18 protein-coding genes, 3 tRNA genes and 1 pseudogene are annotated in these 22,778 nt (G+C 38.7%); 14 read left to right on the top strand and 8 right to left on the bottom strand.

The window, feature by feature from the left end; all coding sequences use genetic code 11:
• The first annotated feature begins 229 nt into the window (after positions 1 to 229).
• The 7 genes from H4J70_RS19335 to kynA are packed head-to-tail and all read left to right on the top strand — an operon-like array spanning position 230 to position 6,824.
• Positions 230 to 712 (top strand): RidA family protein, encoded by a 483-nt coding sequence (locus tag H4J70_RS19335; protein WP_182251729.1) that lies wholly within the window; start codon positions 230 to 232, stop codon positions 710 to 712.
• 2 nt (positions 713 to 714) lie between these two features.
• Positions 715 to 1,272, top strand: a complete 558-nt coding sequence (locus H4J70_RS19330; protein ID WP_220470406.1) for a 3-hydroxyanthranilate 3,4-dioxygenase — start codon at positions 715 to 717, stop codon at positions 1,270 to 1,272.
• 3 nt (positions 1,273 to 1,275) lie between these two features.
• Positions 1,276 to 2,283: an amidohydrolase family protein gene (locus tag H4J70_RS19325; RefSeq protein ID WP_182251728.1), complete on the top strand. Its 1,008-nt coding sequence runs from the start codon at positions 1,276 to 1,278 to the stop codon at positions 2,281 to 2,283.
• Complete coding sequence (locus H4J70_RS19320) at positions 2,280 to 3,218, top strand: cyclase family protein (protein WP_182251727.1); 939 nt, start codon at positions 2,280 to 2,282, stop codon at positions 3,216 to 3,218. The genes H4J70_RS19325 and H4J70_RS19320 overlap by 4 nt, the downstream gene beginning before the upstream one ends.
• A 3-nt stretch (positions 3,219 to 3,221) precedes the next feature.
• On the top strand, positions 3,222 to 4,535 hold the full coding sequence (gene kynU / locus H4J70_RS19315; protein ID WP_182251726.1) for a kynureninase: 1,314 nt from the start codon (positions 3,222 to 3,224) through the stop codon (positions 4,533 to 4,535).
• A complete protein-coding gene (locus H4J70_RS19310; protein WP_182251725.1) occupies positions 4,532 to 5,968 on the top strand; it encodes an NAD(P)/FAD-dependent oxidoreductase in 1,437 nt (478 codons plus the stop codon). Before kynU ends, H4J70_RS19310 begins: the two co-directional genes overlap by 4 nt.
• Positions 5,961 to 6,824 (top strand): tryptophan 2,3-dioxygenase, encoded by an 864-nt coding sequence (kynA, locus tag H4J70_RS19305; protein ID WP_182251724.1) that lies wholly within the window; start codon positions 5,961 to 5,963, stop codon positions 6,822 to 6,824. The genes H4J70_RS19310 and kynA overlap by 8 nt, the downstream gene beginning before the upstream one ends.
• 112 nt (positions 6,825 to 6,936) lie before the next feature.
• On the opposite strand, the gene H4J70_RS19300 is transcribed toward kynA, so the two are convergent.
• Positions 6,937 to 8,622 (bottom strand): M20/M25/M40 family metallo-hydrolase, encoded by a 1,686-nt coding sequence (locus H4J70_RS19300; RefSeq protein WP_182251723.1) that lies wholly within the window; start codon positions 8,620 to 8,622, stop codon positions 6,937 to 6,939.
• A gap of 386 nt (positions 8,623 to 9,008) precedes the next feature.
• On the opposite strand from H4J70_RS19300, the gene H4J70_RS19295 reads away from it, so the two are divergent.
• Entirely contained in the window at positions 9,009 to 11,294 is a 2,286-nt protein-coding gene (locus H4J70_RS19295) for a TonB-dependent receptor (protein ID WP_182251722.1), read from the top strand.
• 100 nt (positions 11,295 to 11,394) lie between these two features.
• On the opposite strand, the gene H4J70_RS19290 is transcribed toward H4J70_RS19295, so the two are convergent.
• Positions 11,395 to 11,769: an MGMT family protein gene (locus H4J70_RS19290; RefSeq protein WP_182251721.1), complete on the bottom strand. Its 375-nt coding sequence runs from the start codon at positions 11,767 to 11,769 to the stop codon at positions 11,395 to 11,397.
• 266 nt (positions 11,770 to 12,035) lie between these two features.
• Between H4J70_RS19290 and H4J70_RS19285 the strand changes: the two genes are divergently transcribed.
• A complete protein-coding gene (locus tag H4J70_RS19285; RefSeq protein WP_070373941.1) occupies positions 12,036 to 13,628 on the top strand; it encodes an ABC-F family ATPase in 1,593 nt (530 codons plus the stop codon).
• Between the two features lie 94 nt (positions 13,629 to 13,722).
• Positions 13,723 to 14,574, top strand: a complete 852-nt coding sequence (locus H4J70_RS19280) for a 23S rRNA (adenine(2030)-N(6))-methyltransferase RlmJ (RefSeq protein WP_182231083.1) — start codon at positions 13,723 to 13,725, stop codon at positions 14,572 to 14,574.
• A gap of 130 nt (positions 14,575 to 14,704) precedes the next feature.
• Here H4J70_RS19280 and H4J70_RS19275 read toward each other — a convergent pair whose 3' ends face one another.
• The 5 genes from H4J70_RS19275 to gltX all read right to left on the bottom strand — a co-directional run bounded on the left by H4J70_RS19275 (position 14,705) and on the right by gltX (position 20,003).
• On the bottom strand, positions 14,705 to 15,700 hold the full coding sequence (locus H4J70_RS19275; RefSeq protein WP_182216186.1) for a fatty acid desaturase: 996 nt from the start codon (positions 15,698 to 15,700) through the stop codon (positions 14,705 to 14,707).
• A gap of 12 nt (positions 15,701 to 15,712) precedes the next feature.
• Entirely contained in the window at positions 15,713 to 16,468 is a 756-nt protein-coding gene (locus H4J70_RS19270) for a transporter substrate-binding domain-containing protein (protein ID WP_182251720.1), read from the bottom strand.
• A gap of 27 nt (positions 16,469 to 16,495) precedes the next feature.
• Complete coding sequence (locus tag H4J70_RS19265; protein WP_182216189.1) at positions 16,496 to 17,839, bottom strand: DEAD/DEAH box helicase; 1,344 nt, start codon at positions 17,837 to 17,839, stop codon at positions 16,496 to 16,498.
• Positions 17,840 to 17,980: 141 nt separating this feature from the next.
• A complete protein-coding gene (locus H4J70_RS19260; protein ID WP_182251719.1) occupies positions 17,981 to 18,502 on the bottom strand; it encodes a hypothetical protein in 522 nt (173 codons plus the stop codon).
• Positions 18,503 to 18,590: 88 nt separating this feature from the next.
• Complete coding sequence (gene gltX, locus H4J70_RS19255) at positions 18,591 to 20,003, bottom strand: glutamate--tRNA ligase (RefSeq protein ID WP_182251718.1); 1,413 nt, start codon at positions 20,001 to 20,003, stop codon at positions 18,591 to 18,593.
• Positions 20,004 to 20,346: 343 nt separating this feature from the next.
• On the opposite strand from gltX, the gene H4J70_RS19250 reads away from it, so the two are divergent.
• The 4 genes from H4J70_RS19250 to H4J70_RS19235 all read left to right on the top strand — a co-directional run bounded on the left by H4J70_RS19250 (position 20,347) and on the right by H4J70_RS19235 (position 22,440).
• Positions 20,347 to 20,422, top strand: a tRNA-Val gene (locus H4J70_RS19250).
• 29 nt (positions 20,423 to 20,451) lie between these two features.
• Positions 20,452 to 20,527: transfer RNA gene (locus H4J70_RS19245), tRNA-Val, on the top strand.
• Between the two features lie 39 nt (positions 20,528 to 20,566).
• Positions 20,567 to 20,642: transfer RNA gene (locus H4J70_RS19240), tRNA-Val, on the top strand.
• A 388-nt stretch (positions 20,643 to 21,030) separates the two neighbouring features.
• Positions 21,031 to 22,440 carry a S8 family serine peptidase gene (locus tag H4J70_RS19235; protein WP_259368089.1) on the top strand — a complete coding sequence of 470 codons (1,410 nt, stop codon included), beginning with the start codon at positions 21,031 to 21,033 and terminating at the stop codon, positions 22,438 to 22,440.
• A gap of 215 nt (positions 22,441 to 22,655) precedes the next feature.
• On the opposite strand, the pseudogene H4J70_RS19230 reads toward H4J70_RS19235, so the two are convergent.
• Positions 22,656 to 22,778, bottom strand: a pseudogene (locus tag H4J70_RS19230) (hypothetical protein); the annotation flags it as partial.

Raw genomic sequence — 22,778 nt, 5'->3', positions numbered from 1 at the left:
TTTAAATCTTCAGGAGCAATATTTGCCAGCGTATTAGGCTGCAAATGGACGCTCATTTAACCTATTTTCCTCTGGAGTTCCTTAGGGTGTTTTTCGGTGATTTCGAAATCCCCTATTTAGTCGTACTCAAGTCTAAACACAATTGAAATAAATAAAGAACAAAGGTCTTTGATTGATTTTTGTCTACACTTATAACCATAAAAATATATTAATTACATCAGGATCCCTTATGAGCGATGTTAAAATTAAAACGTCTTTGAACCCGAAAATAATTAACGCGGAACAAGCACCAAAACCGGTAGGTTTATACCCTCACGCCCGACAAGTAGGCGACTTATTATTTCTTTCTGGTGTTGGCCCAAGAAAAGCGGGTTGCAAAGATATCCCTGGGGTTGTACTTGACGAGCAAGGTAAAATTAAAAGTTACGATATTGAAGCGCAATGTCATAGTGTATTCACCAATATTCGCTTAATTCTTGAAGCGTCAAATGCAAACTGGATGGACTTGGTTGATGTCACCGTATTTTTAACCAATATGGATGACGACTTCACCACCTACAATCGTATTTACGCAGAATACTTTGCCGATAACCAACCTTGTCGAACCACGGTTGAAATTAACAAATTACCAACGCCCATTGCCATTGAACTTAAATGTATCGCTGCGTTGAATCAACATAAAAAGCCTCATACTAAAACGATGGGGGAATAGTCATGTCAACGTTAAAAAACAGCATCGCTATGCCTTTTAATTTACATGCTTGGATTGATGAACATCGCCATTTACTTAAACCTCCCGTTTGTAATAAGCAAATTTTTGAACAAGACAATTTTATTGTAATGATTGTCGGCGGCCCAAATAATCGTAAAGATTATCACTATAACGCAACACCTGAATTATTTTATCAAATTGAAGGCGAAATGGTGCTTTCAGTGATTGATGGTTCGGTTGAAAAGAATGATCATCATGATCCCAAAAATTTTCAGGATATAAAAATTAAAGCTGGCGAGATATTCTTACTTCCACCAAAAATGTTGCATTCCCCACAGCGCTTTGAAAATAGCGTAGGTTTAGTGGTTGAACAAAAGCGAGCAAATAATCAAAAAGATGCACTTTATTGGTTTTGTCCTGACTGCAAAAAACAACTCTACACAGAAGCTTTTTATCTCGACAATATAGAAACAGACTTACCTAAAGTATTCACCCGTTTTTATGACACACCTGACAATTGCACTTGTCAGCAATGTGGCACAACAGTGACGAAGGGATAAGTTATGTTAAAGATAGATATTCACACGCATATATTACCAAAGACCTGGCCTAATTTACGTGAAAAATACGGTTACGGGGGGTTTGTCAGTTTAGATCATCATAAATGTGGCTGTGCCCGAATGATGGTTGATGAACAGTTTTTTCGTGAAATAGACCATAATTGTTGGGACCCTAAAGTTCGACTTGACGACTGTAAAAAGCACCATGTAGACGTACAAGTACTTTCAACGGTTCCTGTGATGTTTAATTACTGGGCAAAACCTAAAGATACGCTAGATTTATCGATGTATTTGAATGATCACATTGCCGGCATTGTTAACGACCACCCTAAGCGTTTTGTAGGGTTAGGTACTTTACCTATGCAATCGCCAGATCTTGCAATAAAAGAGCTGGAACGTTGCATGAAAATTGGTTTAGCGGGCATTCAAATTGGTTCTCATATTAATGAATGGAATTTAGACCAAAAAGAGTTATTCCCCATTTTTGAAGCCGCACAAGATTTAGGCGCGGCTGTTTTTGTTCATCCATGGGACATGATGGCGAAAGAAAAAATGCCTAAGTATTGGCTACCATGGCTCGTTGGTATGCCAGCAGAGTCAAGTTTAGCGATATGCTCGATGATCTTTGGCGGCGTACTACAACGTTTACCTAAACTAAAAATAGCCTTTGCTCATGGTGGTGGTTCATTTCCATCAACTATTGGTCGTATTGAACACGGGTTTAATGTTCGTCCTGATTTATGTGCGGTTGACTGCCCTATTAACCCACGAGATTTTCTTCCTCAAATTTATTTGGATTCATTAGTACATGATGAATTAGCACTGAAATATTTAGTCGATTTGATGGGGCCAGACAATATTGCCTTGGGTACTGATTACCCATTTCCATTGGGTGAATTAGAACCTGGAAAGCTTATCGAGAATAGTCAGTTTTCTGATGATATTAAAGAAAAGTTACTGCATGGTTCAGCGCTTAAATGGTTAGGATTATCAAAAGAGCAATTTTTATGAGTATCGCGAACACGAAAGTTAACGTTAAAAATAGCACGATAAAAATAACCATAGAACTTAATCATGCTAGTTATCAAGTCAATATAGCAAACTCATGGTCATTGGCTATTCCTGTTAACTTTAATCAACCAACGCAACAGCCTAATCACTTTTCTGCAAATGCGGCTCTAGCCAGTCCAATGCAAGCGGGGGATTTTGTTGGTGATACGAAACAAGGTGGCAGTTGCAATGTAAATGAATTGACGATTAATCCGCATTGTAACGGTACTCACACAGAATCTATCGCACATATTTGTGATTTTTCAATGAACAGTCATGCTGTCAATAATGGTATCAATAATGAAACGCAGGCAAAGACATTAGCAGAACTTAACTTACCCGCGTTAATGCCCTGCGCTGTAATATCATTAACACCTGAATTAGCTATAGAAAGTAAGGAGAATTACAGCCCTGACTTTTCTATACATGATGTCATCATCAGTAAATCTGCACTTAAGAAAGCACTTGTTGATTATCACAATGAGCAATTACAAGCGTTGGTTATTCGAAGTTTGCCAAATAACAGTAGCAAAAAACATCAAGCTTATAACAGTGAGAATCAACCTGCTTTTTTCAGCCGTGAAGCCATTTTATATTTGAATGAACGCGGTGTTGAACACCTAATAGTAGATCTACCATCAATTGACCGCTTACATGATGAGGGATTAATGACTTGTCACCATTTATTTTGGCAAGTTAATGAAGGTAGTCAGCAAGTAAACGAAAATAGCTTAGTGAATAAGACGATTACCGAAATAGCGTTTATTGATAATGAGATCCCTGATGACTTTTATTTTATCAATATTCAAACTCCTGCTTTTCATAATGATGCAGCACCAAGTCGCCCTGTCCTATTTTCAACAAAAGAATTTAATGCTAAAGAAATGAGTAAATAACTTATGCCTATTACCAATAAAACAATAAAAAATAATAAAACGACATTAGCATACGCCCAAACACTAGATCTTAATGATCCGTTAGCGAAAATACGCGACCAGTTTGCCATTCCTAAACAAGCAAATGGTGACGATGAATATTACTTCACAGGAAATTCCCTTGGTTTACAACCCAAACTTGCTCGAGAATATGTTATTGAGTTACTTGACTCTTGGGGACAACGAGGCGTAAAAGGTCATTTTGAAGGTGACTTCCCTTGGATGCCCTATCACGAACTTTTAACCGAGCAATCAGCATTATTAGTGGGGGGTAAAAATGAAGAAGTGGTGATGATGAATTCATTAACCACAAACTTACATTTAATGATGGTGAGTTTTTATAAACCCCAAGGTAAACGTACTAAAATACTGATTGAAGATCATGCGTTCCCTTCTGATCATTACGCCGTAGAATCTCAACTAAAACATCACAAACAAGATGTTGATAAAAATATGCTGCTGTGGACGCCAAGAGCAGGCGAAGAATTATTAAACACTGATGATTTATATCAAATTATTGAACAACAAGGCGATGAAATAGCCCTGATATTATTGCCTGGTGTGCAGTACTACACTGGCCAAGTGCTGGATATGAAAACCATCACCGAAAAAGCGCACGCAAAAGGTATCATGGTGGGTTTTGATTTAGCCCACGCCGTTGGCAACATCGAAATGGAACTGCATAACTGGCAAGTCGACTTTGCATGTTGGTGCAGTTACAAATATTTAAACAGTGGTGCAGGCTCTGTTGCTGGTTGTTTTGTTCATGAAACCCATAGCACTAATTCAAACAGTGAAACGCAAGTGAACCGCTTTGCAGGTTGGTGGGGACACGACAAGTCAACTCGATTTAAAATGGAAAACAATTTTAAGCCTATTGCTACAGCTGAAGGCTGGCAATTATCGAACCCTCCCGTATTATCATTAGCGGCTATTCGAGGATCACTTGATACCATAAAAATGGCAGGCGGGATCAGTGAGCTTCGTAAAAAATCAGTCAAGCTTACCCAATATATGACCGAGTTAATCGCCAGTGAACTCGGCGATAAAATTCGTATTATCACCCCCAGTAATCAAGCTGAACGCGGTTGTCAGTTATCGTTAATGATTAATGTTAAAGGCCTTGACGGCAAAGCTATGTTTAACGCGTTAGAAGAAAATGGCGTAACCACAGATTGGCGTGAACCCAATGTTATTCGAGTGGCTCCCGTCCCTCTTTACAATCAATTCCAAGATATTTATCACTTTGTCCGACTTTTAAAGGAGTGTTTACAATGAGCGTAAATGTTATATCTAAACCTGCCAATGAAACTAACATCACGGTAGCTGGAGCTGGCCCTATTGGCGCACTGCTAGCAATAATACTCGCTCGAAAAGGCTATAATATTAATTTATTTGAATCTCGCCCAGATTCTCGCCAGCATGATATATACCAAGGAAAATCGATTAACATTGCCCTCTCAGACCGTGGTTGGTTAGCACTTGAAGCGGTTGGTATTGCTGAACAAGTCCGTAAAGAAGCGCTCCCTATGAAAAAACGTGTCATGCATGGGGTTGATGGAACCATAACAGAGCAAGCTTATGGAAAAGACGACCAAGCTATTTGGTCGGTATCGCGCGCGGGCATTAATGAACAATTACTTAATTTGGCAGAAAAAGAAGCAAACGTAGAGTTGCACTTTGAAAAAAGACTTACCCATGTTGACTTTACTACGGGTTGTTCATCTTTCAGCTTTGATGTGGCACAAAGTAAAGGTCATATTGAAATTGACGCTGATTATATTTTTGGCGCCGACGGTGCTTTTTCAAAAGTACGCCGTCTTGCCCAAGAAACGCCACGCTTTAGCTATAGCCAATCTTTCATGCCTCAGTCTTATATCGAATTAACGATCCCAGCAAACGAAAACGAAACAGGCGATGCGCGTTTTAAGATGGAAAAAGAAGCCCTGCATATTTGGCCAAGAAAAGATTTTATGCTGATCGCTCTGCCCAACCCTGATGGTTCGTTCACTTGTACATTGTTTATGAATTATGAAAGTAAACATGACGAAGCGTATTCATTTTGCAACTTAACAGAAAGAAGTCAAGTAGTTAAGTTTTTCAACGAAAATTTTGCCGATGCAATGCCCATACTAGCAGACCCCATCGACGACTTTATGTCCAAGAAAGCTAGCCCACTCTTTTTAGTTAAAGTGGACCCTTGGGTGATCAATAACAAAGTCGCATTAATTGGTGATGCTGCTCATGCAATGGTGCCTTATTACGGTCAAGGCATGAACTGTGGCTTTGAAGATTGCCGAGAGCTTGGTGAAATTATTGATCAATATAAAGGTCAATGGTGCGATATTTTTCTTGCTTATCAAAAACAGCGAAAAATAAATGCTGATGCTATTACTGAATTAGCTCAGCGTAATTTTGTTGAAATGAGTGAGCTATCTGGTGACAGTAATTTTCTTTTGCAGAAGAAGATTGAAGCTAAATTTCATCAACTTCAACCTGAACTTTGGGTGCCACTTTATTCTATGGTGACCTTTTGCCCACACTTGCCTTATTCGCAAGCATTAGCAATCGGTGATCAGCAAAAATTAATTATGGCGAAAATAATGCAAATACCTGATATAGAAAGCTGTTGGCAAGACGATTTTGTTTACGAAAAACTGCTACAACTCGTTCAAGAAAACACTAAAAACAAGGATAATCTTGATGTCTAATTCTGGCTGTCCTTTTAATGGTGATGCAAACAAACGTGAAGTAGAAGAAGATATTCATACCGACTTTAACGATGATATGTCCTATGGTGATTACTTGCAGCTTGATAAAGTATTATCGGCTCAGCAACCGTTATCGAAAGAGCATGATGAGATGTTGTTTATTGTTATTCATCAGAGCAGCGAACTCTGGCTTAAACTTGCTGGCCATGAATTAACAAAAGCCATGGAGTGTTTACGCGCAGATGATTTTGGTCCCGCCTTTAAAGTAATCGCGCGGGTAAAACAAATATTCATTCAGTTGACTCAGTCATGGAATATTTTATCAACGCTTACCCCCGTTGATTACTTAAAGTTTCGTGATGACTTAGGACGATCCTCTGGGTTTCAGTCACTCGGATATCGAAAACTTGAATTTCTTTTAGGCAATAAAAACAGTGATATGCTTAACGTCCATAAAAGTAATAATCAAGCCTATCAAGAGTTAGCATTATTACTCAATAGCCCCAGCTTATACGACGAAGTGATTGCCGCATTAGTAAAAGCAGGTTTTAACATTGATGACTGTGTGCTTAATCGCGATGTTAGCCAAGCTTATCAGAGTAATCAGAGTGTGGTAAAAGCATGGCTAATGGTCTATCAGCAACCCGAGAAATTTTTTGAACTATATGAGCTAGCAGAAAAGCTTGTCGACATCGAAGACTCTTTTCAACAATGGCGCTTTAAACACATGTATACCGTGCAACGGATCATTGGGTATAAGACGGGAACCGGTGGTTCTTCTGGGGTAGGCTTTTTGAAGAAAGCACTAGATGTTAGCTTTTTTCCTGAGTTGTTTGAAGTTAGAACACATTTATAATGTTTCTCACATCGTCATTTTAAGTCAACAGCTTACGAATTATGCTGTTGATTGATTTGGGATATTTATAATAAAGCACTCAACAATGTTGAGTGCTTTTTTTTCAATCAGATTAATTTTTTACTGAGTTTATCTCTAAGCTTTTATTACCTTCTTTATCACGGTTTTTACGTGCTTTGTCAGCTTTCAATTTCATCTGCTGCTTCTGCAAATTAGAAATATCTTTTGGCATCGGCTTACGAGGCATACGTTCGTCAGCCATGGCCGCCTTATATAAAAAGCCAGCAAGAATAACAGAAGCTTGTTTTAGATCAGCCTCTACGACATGGTCAACCGAATCAATATGGGTATGATGCAAACGAGAGCCATAATCTAACTTGTCTTGAATAAATTGAAAACCGGGTAACCCTACATCATCAAAAGACTCGTGATCAGTGCCACCGGTACTTTGATTGGTAATAGTACCGGTACTTAAATCCGAATAAGGGCTGAACCAGTTACCGAATATTGATTTAGCAGCAACATTACCTTCAGTATAAATACCTCTGAAACGTCCACTACCATTATCCATATTAAAGTATACCGAAAACTTATCATGATCAGCTTTCGTTTCAATCGGCCAACCTTGATCTTTCCATAAATAACTGGGTAATGCTTGCTCATTCTTATCAGTAGGTTTAGGACGGGTCGCAAAGTGTTCATCAACATAAGCTGCCGAACCAAATAACCCTTGTTCTTCGCCCGACCATAAACCAATACGTATGGTACGTTTAGGTTTAAAGTTTAATGCTTGTAAAATACGAACAGCTTCCATTGAAACCGCCACACCCGCACCGTTATCAACAGCACCATCACTGGCATGCCACGAGTCTAAGTGGCCACCGACCATAACTATTTCAGGGTTTTTATCACTCCCTGGAATTTCTGCAATGGTATTATAAGCATTTCGGTCGTTATCATGAAAACGCGCATCGATATTGAGCGATAATTTAGGTGTTTTGCCATTATCTATCATTCGAGATAATAGGTTGTAATGTTCTGCTTCTATAATAAGTGCTGGTACTGGAAAGGTTTTACCGACACGATGGTCACTACCAAAAACGTTAATTAAGCCACCTTGACGCCAGCTACGATATATAACACCAGCAACTTGCTCTTCTTTTAAGAAATTACTGAGCGTGGCTTGAAAATTATAACGCTGCATTGCGCCACCTCTTCGGTCAGCAGTTACCCATGGAGAGTGACTTGGCGCTCGCATTACATCAAACTCTGTCAATGTAGAAAGCTCTCCGGAGTCATAGCGTTGAAAGACACTGTTCTCAGGCGCTTCAATATTTTTACCCGCGCCCATCATAATGATCTTACCTTTTAGCTTACCTTTATATTGTGCTAAGTCAGTTATTGAAGCCGCATCAAAGATAACAACATCTCCTGTTACTTCTCCTTCAGTGCCCGGTGTCCAAGCAACAGGAATACCGTGTAAAGAAACTTCACGCGGACTCAATAGGTCAATGGAAGCAGAGTCATGTGACCAGCCTCGCCCAAACTCAAAAGGGTCTAAATAAGCATTTTTTAATCCCCACCCCTTTAACTTCTCTAAAGTCCAATTATTAGCTTTCTTCATCTGAGGAGAGCCAGATAAACGAGGGCCTATTTCATCGGTTAATTGCTCTAATGTGTGCATGACTTCAGAATTATAAAAACCTTCTGCCCTTATTTTATTCGCCATATCTAAGTCATCACTTGCATAAGCAGTCGATAAAGAAAGGCATAATAAAGATAATACGAATTTTTTCATTATTGTTTCCTAATTATTATATTTTTTGTCATGATTAATTTAGTACAAAAAATAATAATTAAAAAGACAGATAAGACGAACTCCATCGAATAAGAGACCGTTGGTATTAAGTGAGAAGCAGCAGGTAATAATAAGGTTAAGTAGCAGTGCAGTCTTTATATTCACCTTACATTAACCATTTTAATTTAAAGCATTAACAAAACGTCTGCTTAGCTTAATTTTGCAAAAAATAACATAACAACTTCCTATAAAGTAAACTATGTTAAAACGTATAAAAATAGATATTTTCTATTTAGAAATGTGTAAATTTCGGCTACCCTAACTGGTATCAAAATAACAATAAAATTTAGTTTACCTAAAAAACATCGCACTCTTGGAGAATATTAATGAATTTGTTCAAAAATTCCACTTTGGCTACAGCGGTTAAACTCGCTGTTTTAACATCAACGGTCGGTTTTTCTGCAGCTACTTTAGCTGAAGAAAACGCCGAAGAAAAAGTAGTTGGTTTAGAAATTATTGAAGTAACCGCGCGTAAAAGAGTAGAAAATGTTCAAGAAGTTCCTGTAGCTATTAGTGCGCTCCAAGGTGAAAAACTGAATGTGTTAAGTTCTGCTGCTATGGACATTCGTTTTTTAAATGCCCGCGTGCCGAGTCTTTCTGTTGAATCTTCTTTTGGTCGTACTTTTCCACGTTTTTATATGCGTGGTTTAGGTAATTCTGATTTTGATTTAAATGCATCACAGCCAGTTTCTTTAGTTGTTGATGAAGTTGTGCAAGAAAACCCAATTTTGAAAGGTTTCCCAGTATTTGATGTTGGCCGCGTAGAAGTATTACGTGGTCCACAAGGGACACTATTTGGTCGTAACACCCCTGCCGGTTTAATTAAATTTGAATCAGTAAAACCATCACAAGATTTTGATGGTTTTGGCTCACTTTCATACGGCAGTAATAACACTACCGATATGCGTGCGGCTGTTGGTGGGGGGTTAACTGATAAATTATCTGCTCGTGTTTCATTACTTAATCAAACCAGAGATGACTACATAGATAACCAAGCACCCGGTTTTGAACAAAAAGAAGTTTTAGGTGGCTACAATGACAAAGCGGCTCGTATTCAATTTCTTTATGAAGATGACGCTTTCACAGCATTATTTAATTACCACATGCGCGACTTGGATGGCAAGCCGGTTGCTTTCTATGCAAATGCGTTTAAACCTGCAAGTAACGAATTAGTCAGTAACTTTGAAAGAGATACTGTTTACCATGACTCGGCATCAAGAGCGACACAACAAGTTGAAACCGAAGGCGGCAGTTTAAAGTTGGAATTTGAATTAGGTGAATTTACCCTAACGTCAATTTCAGGCTATGAAAGCGCTGAGCTTTATTCTCGTGCCGATGTTGATGGTGGTTATGGCGCAGTTTATGCTGAGCCTTCAGGACCAGGTATTATCGCACTTGATTCAGAAACAGCCGATGCTATTCCAGATCACGAGCAACTAACACAAGAAATTCGCTTATCAAGCAACTTTGATGGCCAATTTAATTACCAAGTGGGCGCATTTTATTTTAATGAAGATTTAACCATTGAAAGCTTTGCCTTCGATCCTTTATTTAGCAGTGGCGCACAAACGGGTTACGTTATTCAAGAGCAAGAAACGACTGCATGGGCTGTTTTTGGTTCGTTTGATTATGACTATAACGACAAAACCTCAGTAACCTTTGGCTTACGTTATTCTGATGATGACAAAGACTATAGCAACCAAAGAACGAAGTCTCCATTGGCATGGTTAGGTTTTCCTGATGTAGTATCAGGTGAAGTAAATCCAAGCGATTCACATGTTAGCTGGGATATCAGTGTTACGCATAAATATACCGATGACATAAACTTATATGCACGTATTGCCGACACGTTTAGAGCGCCAAGTATTCAAGGGCGTTCGTTATTCGCCTTTGGAAATGGTATTTCTGTTGCCGACTCAGAAACTATTTTATCTTTAGAAACCGGTATCAAATCTGATATTTTAGACGGCTTTGGTCGTATTAATGCTTCGGTATTTTATTTTACCATGGATGATCAACAGCTAACGTCTGTTGGTGGTGGTGGCAATACGGCGAGTTTACTTAACGCTGAAGAAACGACCGGTTACGGTTTTGAAATCGACTCAGAGTTTATGCTAACCGATAATTTTTGGCTAACGGCGAGTGTTAGTTATAATAATACCGAAATCAATGACAGTGACTTAGCTGTTGCTGCTTGTAAATTATGTACTATTACCGATAATTTCTACGCTGATGAGTTGGGCAATAGATTTGCTGAAGTAGATGGTAATAGTTTACCACATGCACCAGAGTGGATTTTTAACTTTACCTTGCGTTATTCTCGTGAAATTGCAGACGGTGAATTCTATGCCTACACGGATTGGTCTTACCGAGATGACATTAGTTTCTTTTTATATGAATCAAAAGAATTTAATGGAAAATCATTATTTGAAGGTGGCGCACGTACCGGTTATACCTGGGACGGTGATGATAAAGAGTATGAAGTTGCCTTATTTGTTCGTAACATAACTGATGAACAAATCGCTATTGGCGCTGTAGACTTTAGTAACAATACCGCTATTGTTAATGAAGAGCGCTTTTTTGGTGCAGAATTCAAAGTTAACTTCTATTAAGCTAAATGGCTGATTTTAATGATAAAAGGCGACTATAATTAGTCGCCTTTTTTATTTTTAATGCCTATATACGAGACTCATAGCCCTGAATTTTTGGTATTTAATAAGTGAGTTTAAAGAGTAATTCAGCCAAATCGGGTTGCCACTGAAAATCGGTTAACTTTACGCGATTACCTATAACAACCACTTGCTCCTCTTGAAGCAGTGCGCTTTGTTTGGCGAAAAGTTCACTTGCAACAGCAAATGATATTTTCCCTTGAGAGTTAATAACTCTGTGCCAAGGAACACTTTTTTCTTTCCAGCCATCATCAGGGATTTTACCTAACGCTTTCCCGACTAACCTCGCTTTACCGGGCAAGCCAGCAAGATCAGCAACCTGTCCATAGCAAGCGACCTTGCCATAAGGTATTAACTGCACTGTTTGCCAGATACGAGGGTAATTAACGTTTACCGGGCGCTTATTATTTTTTAACATCGTGGCGACTCATCTAATGAAACGGCTTAATTACGGTTGTAAAACACAGTGAATATTATCTTAACATCTTGCCAACAGACGATAACACGCTACTTAGCAACTTTTACTAAAATAAGAAAATTTACTGAACATTGAACAACTTGTTGTTAATTTATCATCCGCACCAGCCAAATAGACAAATTTTAGCCTATTGAAGTCGATGTTTTTTGTGTATAATCGCGCGCTATTGACTTACCAGCTTAAATGCACAACCAAGGAATCAGCTTATCCTACAAGCAAATAATATTACCCAACAATTCGGCGCAAAACCTCTTTTTGAAAATATTTCACAAAAATTTGGTGGTGGTAATCGTTACGGTTTAATTGGTGCCAACGGTTGTGGTAAATCAACACTCATAAAAATCTTAGGTGGTGATCTAGAGCAGACCTCAGGCAATGTAAGCTTAGACCCTAACGAACGTTTGGGTAAATTAAGCCAGGACCAATTTGCCTTTGAGCACTTCAGTGTTATTGATACCGTTATTATGGGACATACTGAATTATGGGCGGTAAAAGAAGAACGTGACCGTATTTATGCTTTACCAGAAATGAGTGAAGCCGATGGCATGAAAGTAGGCGATTTAGAATCAGAATATGCTGAGATGGACGGTTACAGTGCCGAAGCACGTGCCGGCGAACTATTAATGGGCGTAGGAATTGCTGTTAACCAACATTATGGTTTAATGAGCGAAATAGCCCCAGGTTTTAAACTGCGTATATTGTTAGCACAGGCGCTATTCTCAGATCCTGATATTTTATTACTTGATGAGCCAACCAACAACCTGGATATTCATACTATTCAATGGCTTGAAGAAACCTTGAATGCCCGTGATTCAACCATGATCATCATTTCGCATGATAGACATTTTTTAAACAGTGTTTGCACCCACATGGCCGATTTAGATTACGGTGAACTTAGAGTTTTCTCAGGTAACTATGACGAATACATGCTGGCAGCAACACAAGCACGAGCTAACTTACTTGCTGACAATGCTAAGAAAAAAGCGCAAATAGGTGAGCTACAAGCTTTCGTTGCTCGTTTTTCTGCTAATGCTTCAAAAGCTAAACAAGCGACTTCTCGTGCAAAACGTATCGACAAGATCCAACTAGAAGAAGTTAAACCTTCAAGCCGTACCAACCCCTTTATTCGCTTTGAGCAAGAGAAAAAATTATTTCGTAATGCCTTAGTCATAGAAAAATTAAACAAGAAATTTAATGATGCTCATGTACTAAAAGATATTTCTCTTTTGGCTGAAGTCGGTGAACGTATTGCGGTGATCGGCGAAAACGGCATAGGTAAAACCACCTTTTTACGCACTTTATTAAATGAAGTCGGCTACGAAGCAACTTCTGGTGATTTTACTTGGTCTGAAAATTCAAATATTGGTTATTACGCACAAGACCATGAGTTTGAATTTGAGCATGACATGACCTTGTTTGACTGGATGAGCCAATGGCGTCAGCCTACCGACGACGAACAAGCCGTTCGTGGTTATTTGGGGCGTTTATTATTTTCAGCTGACGATATTCTAAAATCAGTTAAAATATTATCAGGGGGCGAAAAAGGCAGAATGCTTTTTGGTAAACTGATGATGCAACTGCCTAATATTCTTGTGATGGACGAACCGACCAACCATATGGATATGGAGTCTATTGAGTCACTTAATATGGCATTAGAGAACTACGAAGGTACCTTAGTGTTTGTTAGCCATGACCGTGAGTTTGTTTCGAGTTTAGCTACGCGTATTATTGAATTAACCAAAGATGGTTACATCGACTTTGCCGGTACTTATGATGAGTACTTAGCAAGCCAAGCATAAATCCCACCCGCTCTATCAATAGATAAAACACCCCTTATTTAGGTGTTTTATCTATTATTTTCACTGCCCTATTTTATATTTTAAGGAAATCCTTTTGCTCAGTTATCGTCATGCTTTTCACGCAGGAAACTTCGCTGATGTTTTAAAACATTCGGTTTTAACGCTCGTACTAGAATATATGGTGCGTAAAGATAAAGGCTTTACCTATATCGATAGCCACTCGGGTGCTGGCATGTATTCACTAAAAGATGAATACGCTCAAAAAACAGCTGAATACAAAGGTGGTATCGCCAAAATTATTGCCGCCCTAACTGATGAGAATTTTCCTGAAGCATTAACACCCTATGTCGAGCTAATTCAGCGCTTAAACACTGAAAATAGTGAGCTAGAAATTTATCCTGGCTCGCCTGGTGTTGCTAAGCAACTGATGCGCCGCCAAGACAGTACTCATCTCTTTGAGTTACACCCTACCGATATTCAACATTTGACAGAATTCTGCACACGCTGGAAAAAATCACATGTAAAACAGTCTGATGGTTATCAAGGTGTATTGGGGTTAGTACCGCCACCCAGTCGCCGAGGTGTCGTGCTTATCGATCCCCCTTATGAGTTAAAAGAAGATTACGCTAAAGCGATTAAGACTATCGTAAAAGCCTATAAAAAATTCAATTCCGGGACTTATATTCTTTGGTATCCTGTGGTTACCCGTGAGCGTATTCATGCTATGGAAAAAGACTTTACCCGTAGTGAGGTGAAAAATTTATTACAAGTTGAATTTTGTTTACAAGCCGACAGTGATGAATATGGTATGACAGGTACCGGCTTATTTATTGTTAATCCTCCTTGGCAGTTAAAAAAGCAGCTCGAAGAGATACTTCCTTTTATGAAGGCAACCTTAGGACAGGCTGAGACTAGCTTTACATTAGCGCAGCTTATTGCTGAATAATTCGCCTTAAGCTAAAATATATGGCGCAGCTCAATCAAGCAGCGCCACTTAGCAAGCTTATCAGCCTTTTATAATCAGTTGATAATTAACAAGCAATAAGATAACTAAAGTTTTATCGCTACTGCCCTACTTACAAAGTGCGATATCTATTTGCATTTGAAAATGTACTAACATCATTAAATCTAACACCATTTTCTTTCATCACCTTATGTGCGGTACTTGCTAACATTTGACGCAAATAAAACGGTTGTTGCACAACAAAGTGATGAATGGCATGTGTACCAGCAAAGTTAAAGGTAAAGAGGTTAAGTGGCCAAATAACCAAACCTTTAAAGACTTGCGTTTGCTGCAATACATTATTAACGCCACCATAGTAGTGCAAATAAGAAGTCACTAAATTTAAACAGGCTGAGCGTAAAAAATTAGGCGCAATAATAATCACCATCAACAGATTGCTCAACGCTGAAAAGGTTTGTAACCATGGCGGATAGATAAAATCGCTAGCAATAAAAAAATCGACACTGTGAAACAATATAAAGCCGTAACCGAAGATATAATAAAGTATCGTCAGTGGGAACCCGCCATTAAAAACACTCAAAAAATTAAAGGCTTTCACTTCTCTATTCAAGTGCTTTCTTTGTAAAATTAGCCCAAATAAACCATCAAACATCACGATATAGCGAACAAGTATATTAGCAATACCATTGCCGACCAATCGTTCTTCTAAATCTTGTTTTGTGCCTGAGGTTTTATGGTGCAGTAAATGAATTTTGCGACGATACCAAGGGTTGATAGTACTTGGGCGCATTAACCAAACAGTGGCCATCATAAGATTATGTATAATAGGTTGCTGACGAAAGTAAAGTTTATGAATTAAGTCATGCTCTAACTCATGAGAGATAGAGGCAAAAATTGCCGCTAACATGATACAAACCCAGGCAGGAATAAAGGCATAGTAATATAATAAGCCACTGGTGATCATGCCAGTAAGTGACAGTAAAAGAATGAGTAAACCAATACTGTCTTGCTTAGCTAAAAACACATATTTTTTGCGTAAGCGCTGTTCTTCGGCTTTAACACCTTGAACAATATTTTTAATTTTTTCAGCGTCTGTTGTTGAACTCATCCTAAGCATTCACTAATTTTTACTCGAAAGGTGATAACTATCGGCATCATTAATCATATTAATTTCTTTCATCACTTCATTGATATCGTGAGACATTGAATATTTTTTTGAAAAGGCAAGAAAAGAAGAGTCAACTTGATCAGACAACGAGAACCCTTCAACTTGTCCATTAACCGCCATATTATCGATGGTCGTATATGCAATGGCACTATCGGCCACCAATAAATCAACGCGACCGTAAATAAGCATATTAAAGGCATCTTCTAGGCGAGTCGCTTCAACAAACGTTATAGAGGCATCTTTAAAGGCTTTTTCTGAATGGCTATCAACATTGGTTGAACGAACTCTGACAAGTATTTTACTTTTATCAATCAATGGAATACCTTGATAAACAAAATTATCATCTGCTCTTTTAAATATTGCAGAGCCAAAAAAATTAATCAAAGGGTATTTAGGAAAACTCAAAAACAAGCTGCGTTCTGGCGTATAAACCGTCGGCATTAATGCATCAAACTTTCCCTGTTCAACCGCCTTTAATGCTCTTGCCCAAGGCATGATGGTAACTGATATTTTAAATTTTCCACTGGCATTGAGTTTATTCATCGTCTCAATTAACAAGCCCTTGTTTTCACCCTTTTCATTGCTATAAATAAAAGGGCGAATTTCAGGGGCTGCAATAGTTAACGTGATAACTTGTTGCTGTTTGCCATGCTGAGCTTGTGCGTTTAAACAAAGTAAAAAACTACAAATAAAAAAGAAAAATTTCATTTTATTAATACCTTATACTCGAGACGGTTAATCGATTTCAGAATCGCTGTCTATTTCACTAACGGGCGTTACCGTCTTTTTACGCAACACAGGTAACTCACCAACATCTTGAGCAACAAAGACTCTTTTAATGACTTTTTTAGGCTGAGATCTTTGCGGTTTTTCGTTAATTTTCGTTGAAGATTTTGACTTGGCAGCCACTTTTGGCTTTTTAGGTTTTATGCCCTTGAATGTAGCTTTTAAGCTATCAACAACATCAAAGTTAAAGGTTTGCTGTAAAAAACCTTCAACATTTTTAAAACTAATCCAGTCTTTAGGACCAACAAAGGAAATCGCGTCACCGGTGCTACCCGCTCGACCTGTCCGGCCAATACGATGCACAAATTCTTCAGTGTGCTTTGGCATATCAAAGTTAAAGACGTGCGATACGTTAACTAAATCTAAACCTCGAGACGCTAAATCAGTCGTGATCAATATCTTTTGTTGTCCCTTACTAAAGCCATCCATTATTTGATTACGCTGACCTTGATTAAGCTCACCACTTAAGGCGACCGTACTTAAGCTCTGCTCACTGAGCAGCTTTGATAATCTGTCGGTATCACTTCGTGTTGCAGTGAAAATAATCACTTGTTGATAGCTTTCAGTTTTCAAAAAGTGTTCAAGCAAGTCTTGTTTATGGTCTAAGTTATCGCATAGGTAAAAGCGTTTAGTAATATCTTTATGCTCGGTATGTGCAGAGCCTATGGCAATTCGTTTTGGTTTTTTTAATAACGCTAGTGCGAACTCATTGACTTGTGCGTGATCGAGTGTTGCAGAAAACATCAGTGTTTGACGCTTACGATGATCAGCAGCGCTATTAATTTGTTTTAATTGTTTTGAAAAGCCTAAGTCTAACATCCGATCGGCTTCATCAAGAATAAGGAGCTCTAAGCCCTTTAAGTAGAAATGCCCTTGCGATAAATGGTCAGACAATCGACCCGGTGTCGCAACAATAAAGTGAGGGTCTTTGTGCAGTGTTTTTACTTGATCATTAAAGTTTTCACCACCCAAAATAAGCACAGCTTTAAACTGTGAACCGGTGGTAAATAAACGTAGTTGAGTAAAAACTTGTTTGGCTAATTCTCGTGTTGGCATAAGAATAAGAACACGAGGATCACGTTTAGACAAAGCCCTATTTCGAATTAAGCGTTGCATCGCAGGAATAATAAACGCTAAGGTTTTACCTGAGCCAGTTTTTGATGAGGCAATTAAATCATGCCCGGCCATAGCAGCAGGAATAGCTTGCTGCTGAATTTCTGTCGGCTCTAAAAAACCTAAATGCTCAACCGTTGACATTAAACGACTGTCTAAACCAAAATCTGTAAACTGCAAACTACACTCCAAAAAAGAACCAATAAAAACGTTGTTATTATACCCTGCTAACGACAAGAATGACGTATAGTATTTTATCAGGGTGTTAAAAAAATGAAAAACTTAAAAAAGTACCACTGGCTTATTCATCTCATGGCGCTATTAAACATGTTCGTCGCGAAGCCAATCAACATAACCAACAAAAAAGTGTTGCCAAAAATCGTTGGTTTGCGAAAATTCAACCAGTTGTTTACCAAAGGTTTCTAATATCTGAAGATCAAAAATACAGCTTTCATCGGGAAGGTACATGGCAGATTTTTGCTGACACTGTTGATATATCGCCGTTAAGCACTGTTCAAAACCAACCAAAGATGCACTCACTAGGGTTGCTTGCCATTGATTTTCTTCTTCAGCAATCGCGGTATAAACCGCTAAATGTTCATCGGCCAAGTCAATAAAATACGGGTCACCTAATTCGGTATCTGTGGCGATAACAAGCCATGAACTTTGCCAATTGCCGATATCGTTATTAACTAAACTAGCGCCTTTTTTATCAACCGCATAGCCAATCTGGGCTTTATTTAATGTCGCCATTTTAGTAATAACGCTAAAACCCTGTGGACCAAAAAAAACCTCTTTATGTTCAAAGGCTTTTAATCTATTTAATAGTTCGCTTTGGTTCATCTTTAATCTCGTCTTTTTCAATACAATAAGGCCGTTGACAGCTAACCATCAACGACCTTATATCTTGTTAACATAAAACTTTATTTAATTAGCTGTTCGCTATTCTTGCTTCAACCACTTCAATAGCGTGATCAATACGAGCAAGTACTTTATCTTTATCCAATAAAGCCAAAGTAACATCTAAAGAAGGTGAATTACCACCACCAGTCGCCGCAACACGCAATGGCATACCCACTTTGCCCATACCGACTTCAAGCTCTGTTGCCGTATCATTAATTGCCGCATGAATAAGTTCAGGTGACCATTCGCTTAATGCTGCAAGTTTAGCTTTAACCAATATAAGAGGCTCTTTAACAACAGGGCGTAAATGTTTCTTAACCGCTGATGCTTCTAGTTCGCTAAAGTCTTCGTAAAAGTAGCGAGAAATTTGTGCCATCTCTTTTAAAGTTTTTACTCGGTCGGCTTGAATTTTAACGATTTCTTCAAGTGCTGGACCATTTTCAATATTGATACCTTGCTCATTCATGTGCCAGGCTAAATGTGTTGCAACATAACTTGGCTCCATAGTTTTCATATAATGTTGGTTGACCCAAATTAATTTATCAGTATTAAAACCTGAAGCAGCACGGTTACAGTCTTTTAAATCAAACAGTTCAATCATTTCTTCACGAGAAAATATTTCTTTATCGCCATGAGACCAACCTAAGCGCACTAAGTAGTTTAATAAGGCTTCAGGTAAATAACCATCATCGCGGTATTGCATAACACCGACAGCACCATGACGTTTTGATAATCGCTTACCGTCATCACCTAAAATCATTGGGATGTGGGCATACTCTGGGAGTGTTGCCCCTAAAGCGAGTAAAATATTAATTTGTTTTGGCGTATTACTAATATGATCATCACCACGTACAACATGGGTAATTTTCATATCCCAATCATCAACAACAACCGTTAAGTTATAAGTGGGTGTGCCATCGCTACGCGCAAGAATTAAATCATCTAACTCTTCATTAGCTATCGTTATATCGCCTTTAACCATATCTTTGATAACAACTTCGCCATCAAGTGGGTTTTTAAAACGAATCACATAAGGCTTATCGGCAGGATAGTCGGTGCGGTCACGCCACAAACCGTTATACTTTTCTTTCGCGCCGGTTTCACGAGCCTGTTCACGCATTGCTTCAACTTCGTCACTGGTGCTATAACAGCGATAAGCATTGCCTGAGGCGAGTAACTGCTCAATAACTTCTTTATAGCGGTCGAAACGTTGGGTTTGGAAATACGGACCATGTGTCCATTCAAGATTCAACCAATTCATACCGTCCATAATGGCATCAACGGATGCTTGGCTTGAACGTTCTAAATCAGTGTCTTCGATACGTAAAACGAAATCACCGCCATTTTTCTTGGCATATAACCAACTATAAAGGGCAGTACGTGCCCCACCAACGTGTAAATAACCGGTCGGACTTGGCGCAAATCGAGTTGTTAAGCTCATAAAAATCTCACTATAAAGTTTAAGACTTAAAGGCTATGTTAAAAGACAAGGCTTAAAGTCTACAATTGGTACGATAAAAATTGTCGATATTTTATCAGGCATAGCTAAGGAAAACATCATTTGCTGAAAGAAACAAAGAAAAGAAAATCTCCAGCGAGGATAAAACAAGCAAGCTGTTTAATTTTACAGCAAGAAAATTAAATATATCAATAAAACTGAAAAAAAAGCAGAAAAATCTTTGTTTTATGTTGACAGCTTTTCTCATCTCCCTATAATACGCCCCACTGAAACGCAGACAGTGTTTAATTAATTAGACCGTTAACGATTCAGGAAATTTAAGATTGGGCGATTAGCTCAGTTGGGAGAGCACCGCCCTTACAAGGCGGGGGTCACTGGTTCAAGCCCAGTATCGCCCACCAATCTTAAGTATCAAGAATAAAGTAATTATGGGCGATTAGCTCAGTTGGGAGAGCACCGCCCTTACAAGGCGGGGGTCACTGGTTCAAGCCCAGTATCGCCCACCATAATTACACCCTATAGAATTTTCTTTAGATAATCTATATGGACGATTAGCTCAGTTGGGAGAGCACCGCCCTTACAAGGCGGGGGTCACTGGTTCAAGCCCAGTATCGTCCACCATCTTTTTCCTCATTCTTAGATCATCTACTTAAAAATAAAATCACTGATAATATCTTTAATTTATATATTAAATTTTAAATCATTTTTCTTAAAGACTCTTTTAATATCATTTTCTCTGCTACTACATAGTTTAAATCAATCACAATTCCTGCTCTTTTTATTGTTGCTACTGCCTGCCATCCCACTACTATAAAACTACAATTTCAATTAGTTAAAACATTCAAAGTAAGCAAACACCCATTTATTTAAAGCACACCCACTAATAAACTCACAGCATATTTACCTAAATACACTTAGGGTAACCCCCTATTTTCAGGCTGCCTATTTATTGGGAAACTAGCTGTGATAGAAATAATTGCAATGATTTAACAAACGGAGTTTGGTTATCATGAGTAAATTAACTTTAAGTGCATGGCTTATAGCCTCTTTAGCATTAACAATGCCTACAAAAGCATTGGCTGAAAGTATTATTGGCGAGCAACTCGCACAAACCCTTCCTACGATGACTGACAAAGAAACAATCCTCGCAGTAATAACTTTTCAACAAATGCAGCCACTCTCGGTTACTCAAATACAGGCGCTAGTAGCTTTAGGAATTAATAAAGGCGTTAAGTTTTCTGCACTGCCTGTAATAGGCGTGGTCGCTAATGCTGCACAAATCAAAGCGATCGCCGCGCGCGACGACGTCCGTTCAATATGGTTAAACCGAAAATTAAGCTATTTTATAGCTAATTCACGACAAAATTCCGGTGTTAATAAAATTCAAGGAACAGACTTTGTTAATATTAATGGTGATACCGATTATAGTGGTAAGGGTATCACCATTATGGTCAATGACTCAGGGATTGATGCCACGCATCAAGATCTATTTTTTGGCGACGTAGTCATTGATAATGTCGAGGCGGCCATACAATCATCAGCTTTGGCTAAAATGAGCACAACCGAGACCTTTATCAGTCGAGGTCAATATAATACTGATGTAAACACAGACCACGGTACCCATTGTGCTGGCATTATTGCAGGCTCTGGGGCCATGTCTGATGGTAAATATAAAGGTGTCGCTCCCGACGCCAAACTAGTCGGTTACGGCTCAGGTGCTGATTTAACTATTTTAGATGCGGTTAGTGGCTATGATTATGCGATTAATCACCGCTACGATTATCAAAGTCCATTGCGTATTATCAGTAATGCTTGGGGCTCAACCGGAAACTTTGATGCGAACAGCCCAATTGGTTTAGCCTCATATAAAGCTTATACCTTGGGGATATTGTCAATATTTTCTGCCGGAAATTCAGGGGCTGGTAAAAGTAGTCATAACCCTTATGCTCAACTCCCTTGGGTAATATCAGTCGGTGCCGGTAATAGTCATGGTCACTTAGTTGATTTTTCTTCTCGTGATTTATCTTATAAAACTGGCAGCTTCACCATGCCAGATAAGCAAGAATGGACTTATAATAACCAAGTCACGGTTGTCGCCCCCGGTCACTACATGGTCTCAACCCGATCATCGAATAATGGCCTTGCTTACAGCGCAGATGATGATTTTCTTTTTGACTCCGCCTATACCCCTTTTTATAGCCGATTATCTGGTACTTCAATAGCAACATCATATACGGCGGGTGTTGCCGCTCTCATGATGGAAGCTAATCCATTATTAAGTATCGAGGAAATCAAACAATTAATAGCAAAGTCTGCAACTCAGATGCTTGGATACCAAGCGTGGGAAGTTGGTGCCGGCTATATTGATATAAGAGCCGCTGTTGCTGCAGCAAAAACACATGTTAAAGCGTATAAATAATCACTCACGACAATACTGTGCAAAGACTGATGTCACCGCACTATTAAACAACGAAAGTAGTTTAGCGTCTTTAACTTTAGCCTGACATCTTATTTAATTTTTTCTCGCAGCAGTGACAAAAGAGTAGATATTAACAACAACGCCCTGGCATAAACAGGTCTCTGGGAAGATAATATTAGCCCACTCCAGCAACCAGTATTCCAATGCGATAGCTATTCAGTTTTTAAACGTTGTACAACGACTTCAAACTGCAATACACCGACCGCGCCAACTATCATCTCGTTTGAGTTGAAAGGTCTGAATACTTGCACAGCACCTTCTTCTGAAAGTTGTATTAA

Source organism: Colwellia sp. BRX8-9, assembly GCF_014077245.1.
In the GTDB taxonomy this organism is placed as follows: Bacteria; Pseudomonadota; Gammaproteobacteria; order Enterobacterales; family Alteromonadaceae; genus Colwellia_A.
Note: the sequence above shows the minus strand (reverse complement) of the source record. Positions and strands in the feature narration are given on the sequence as shown.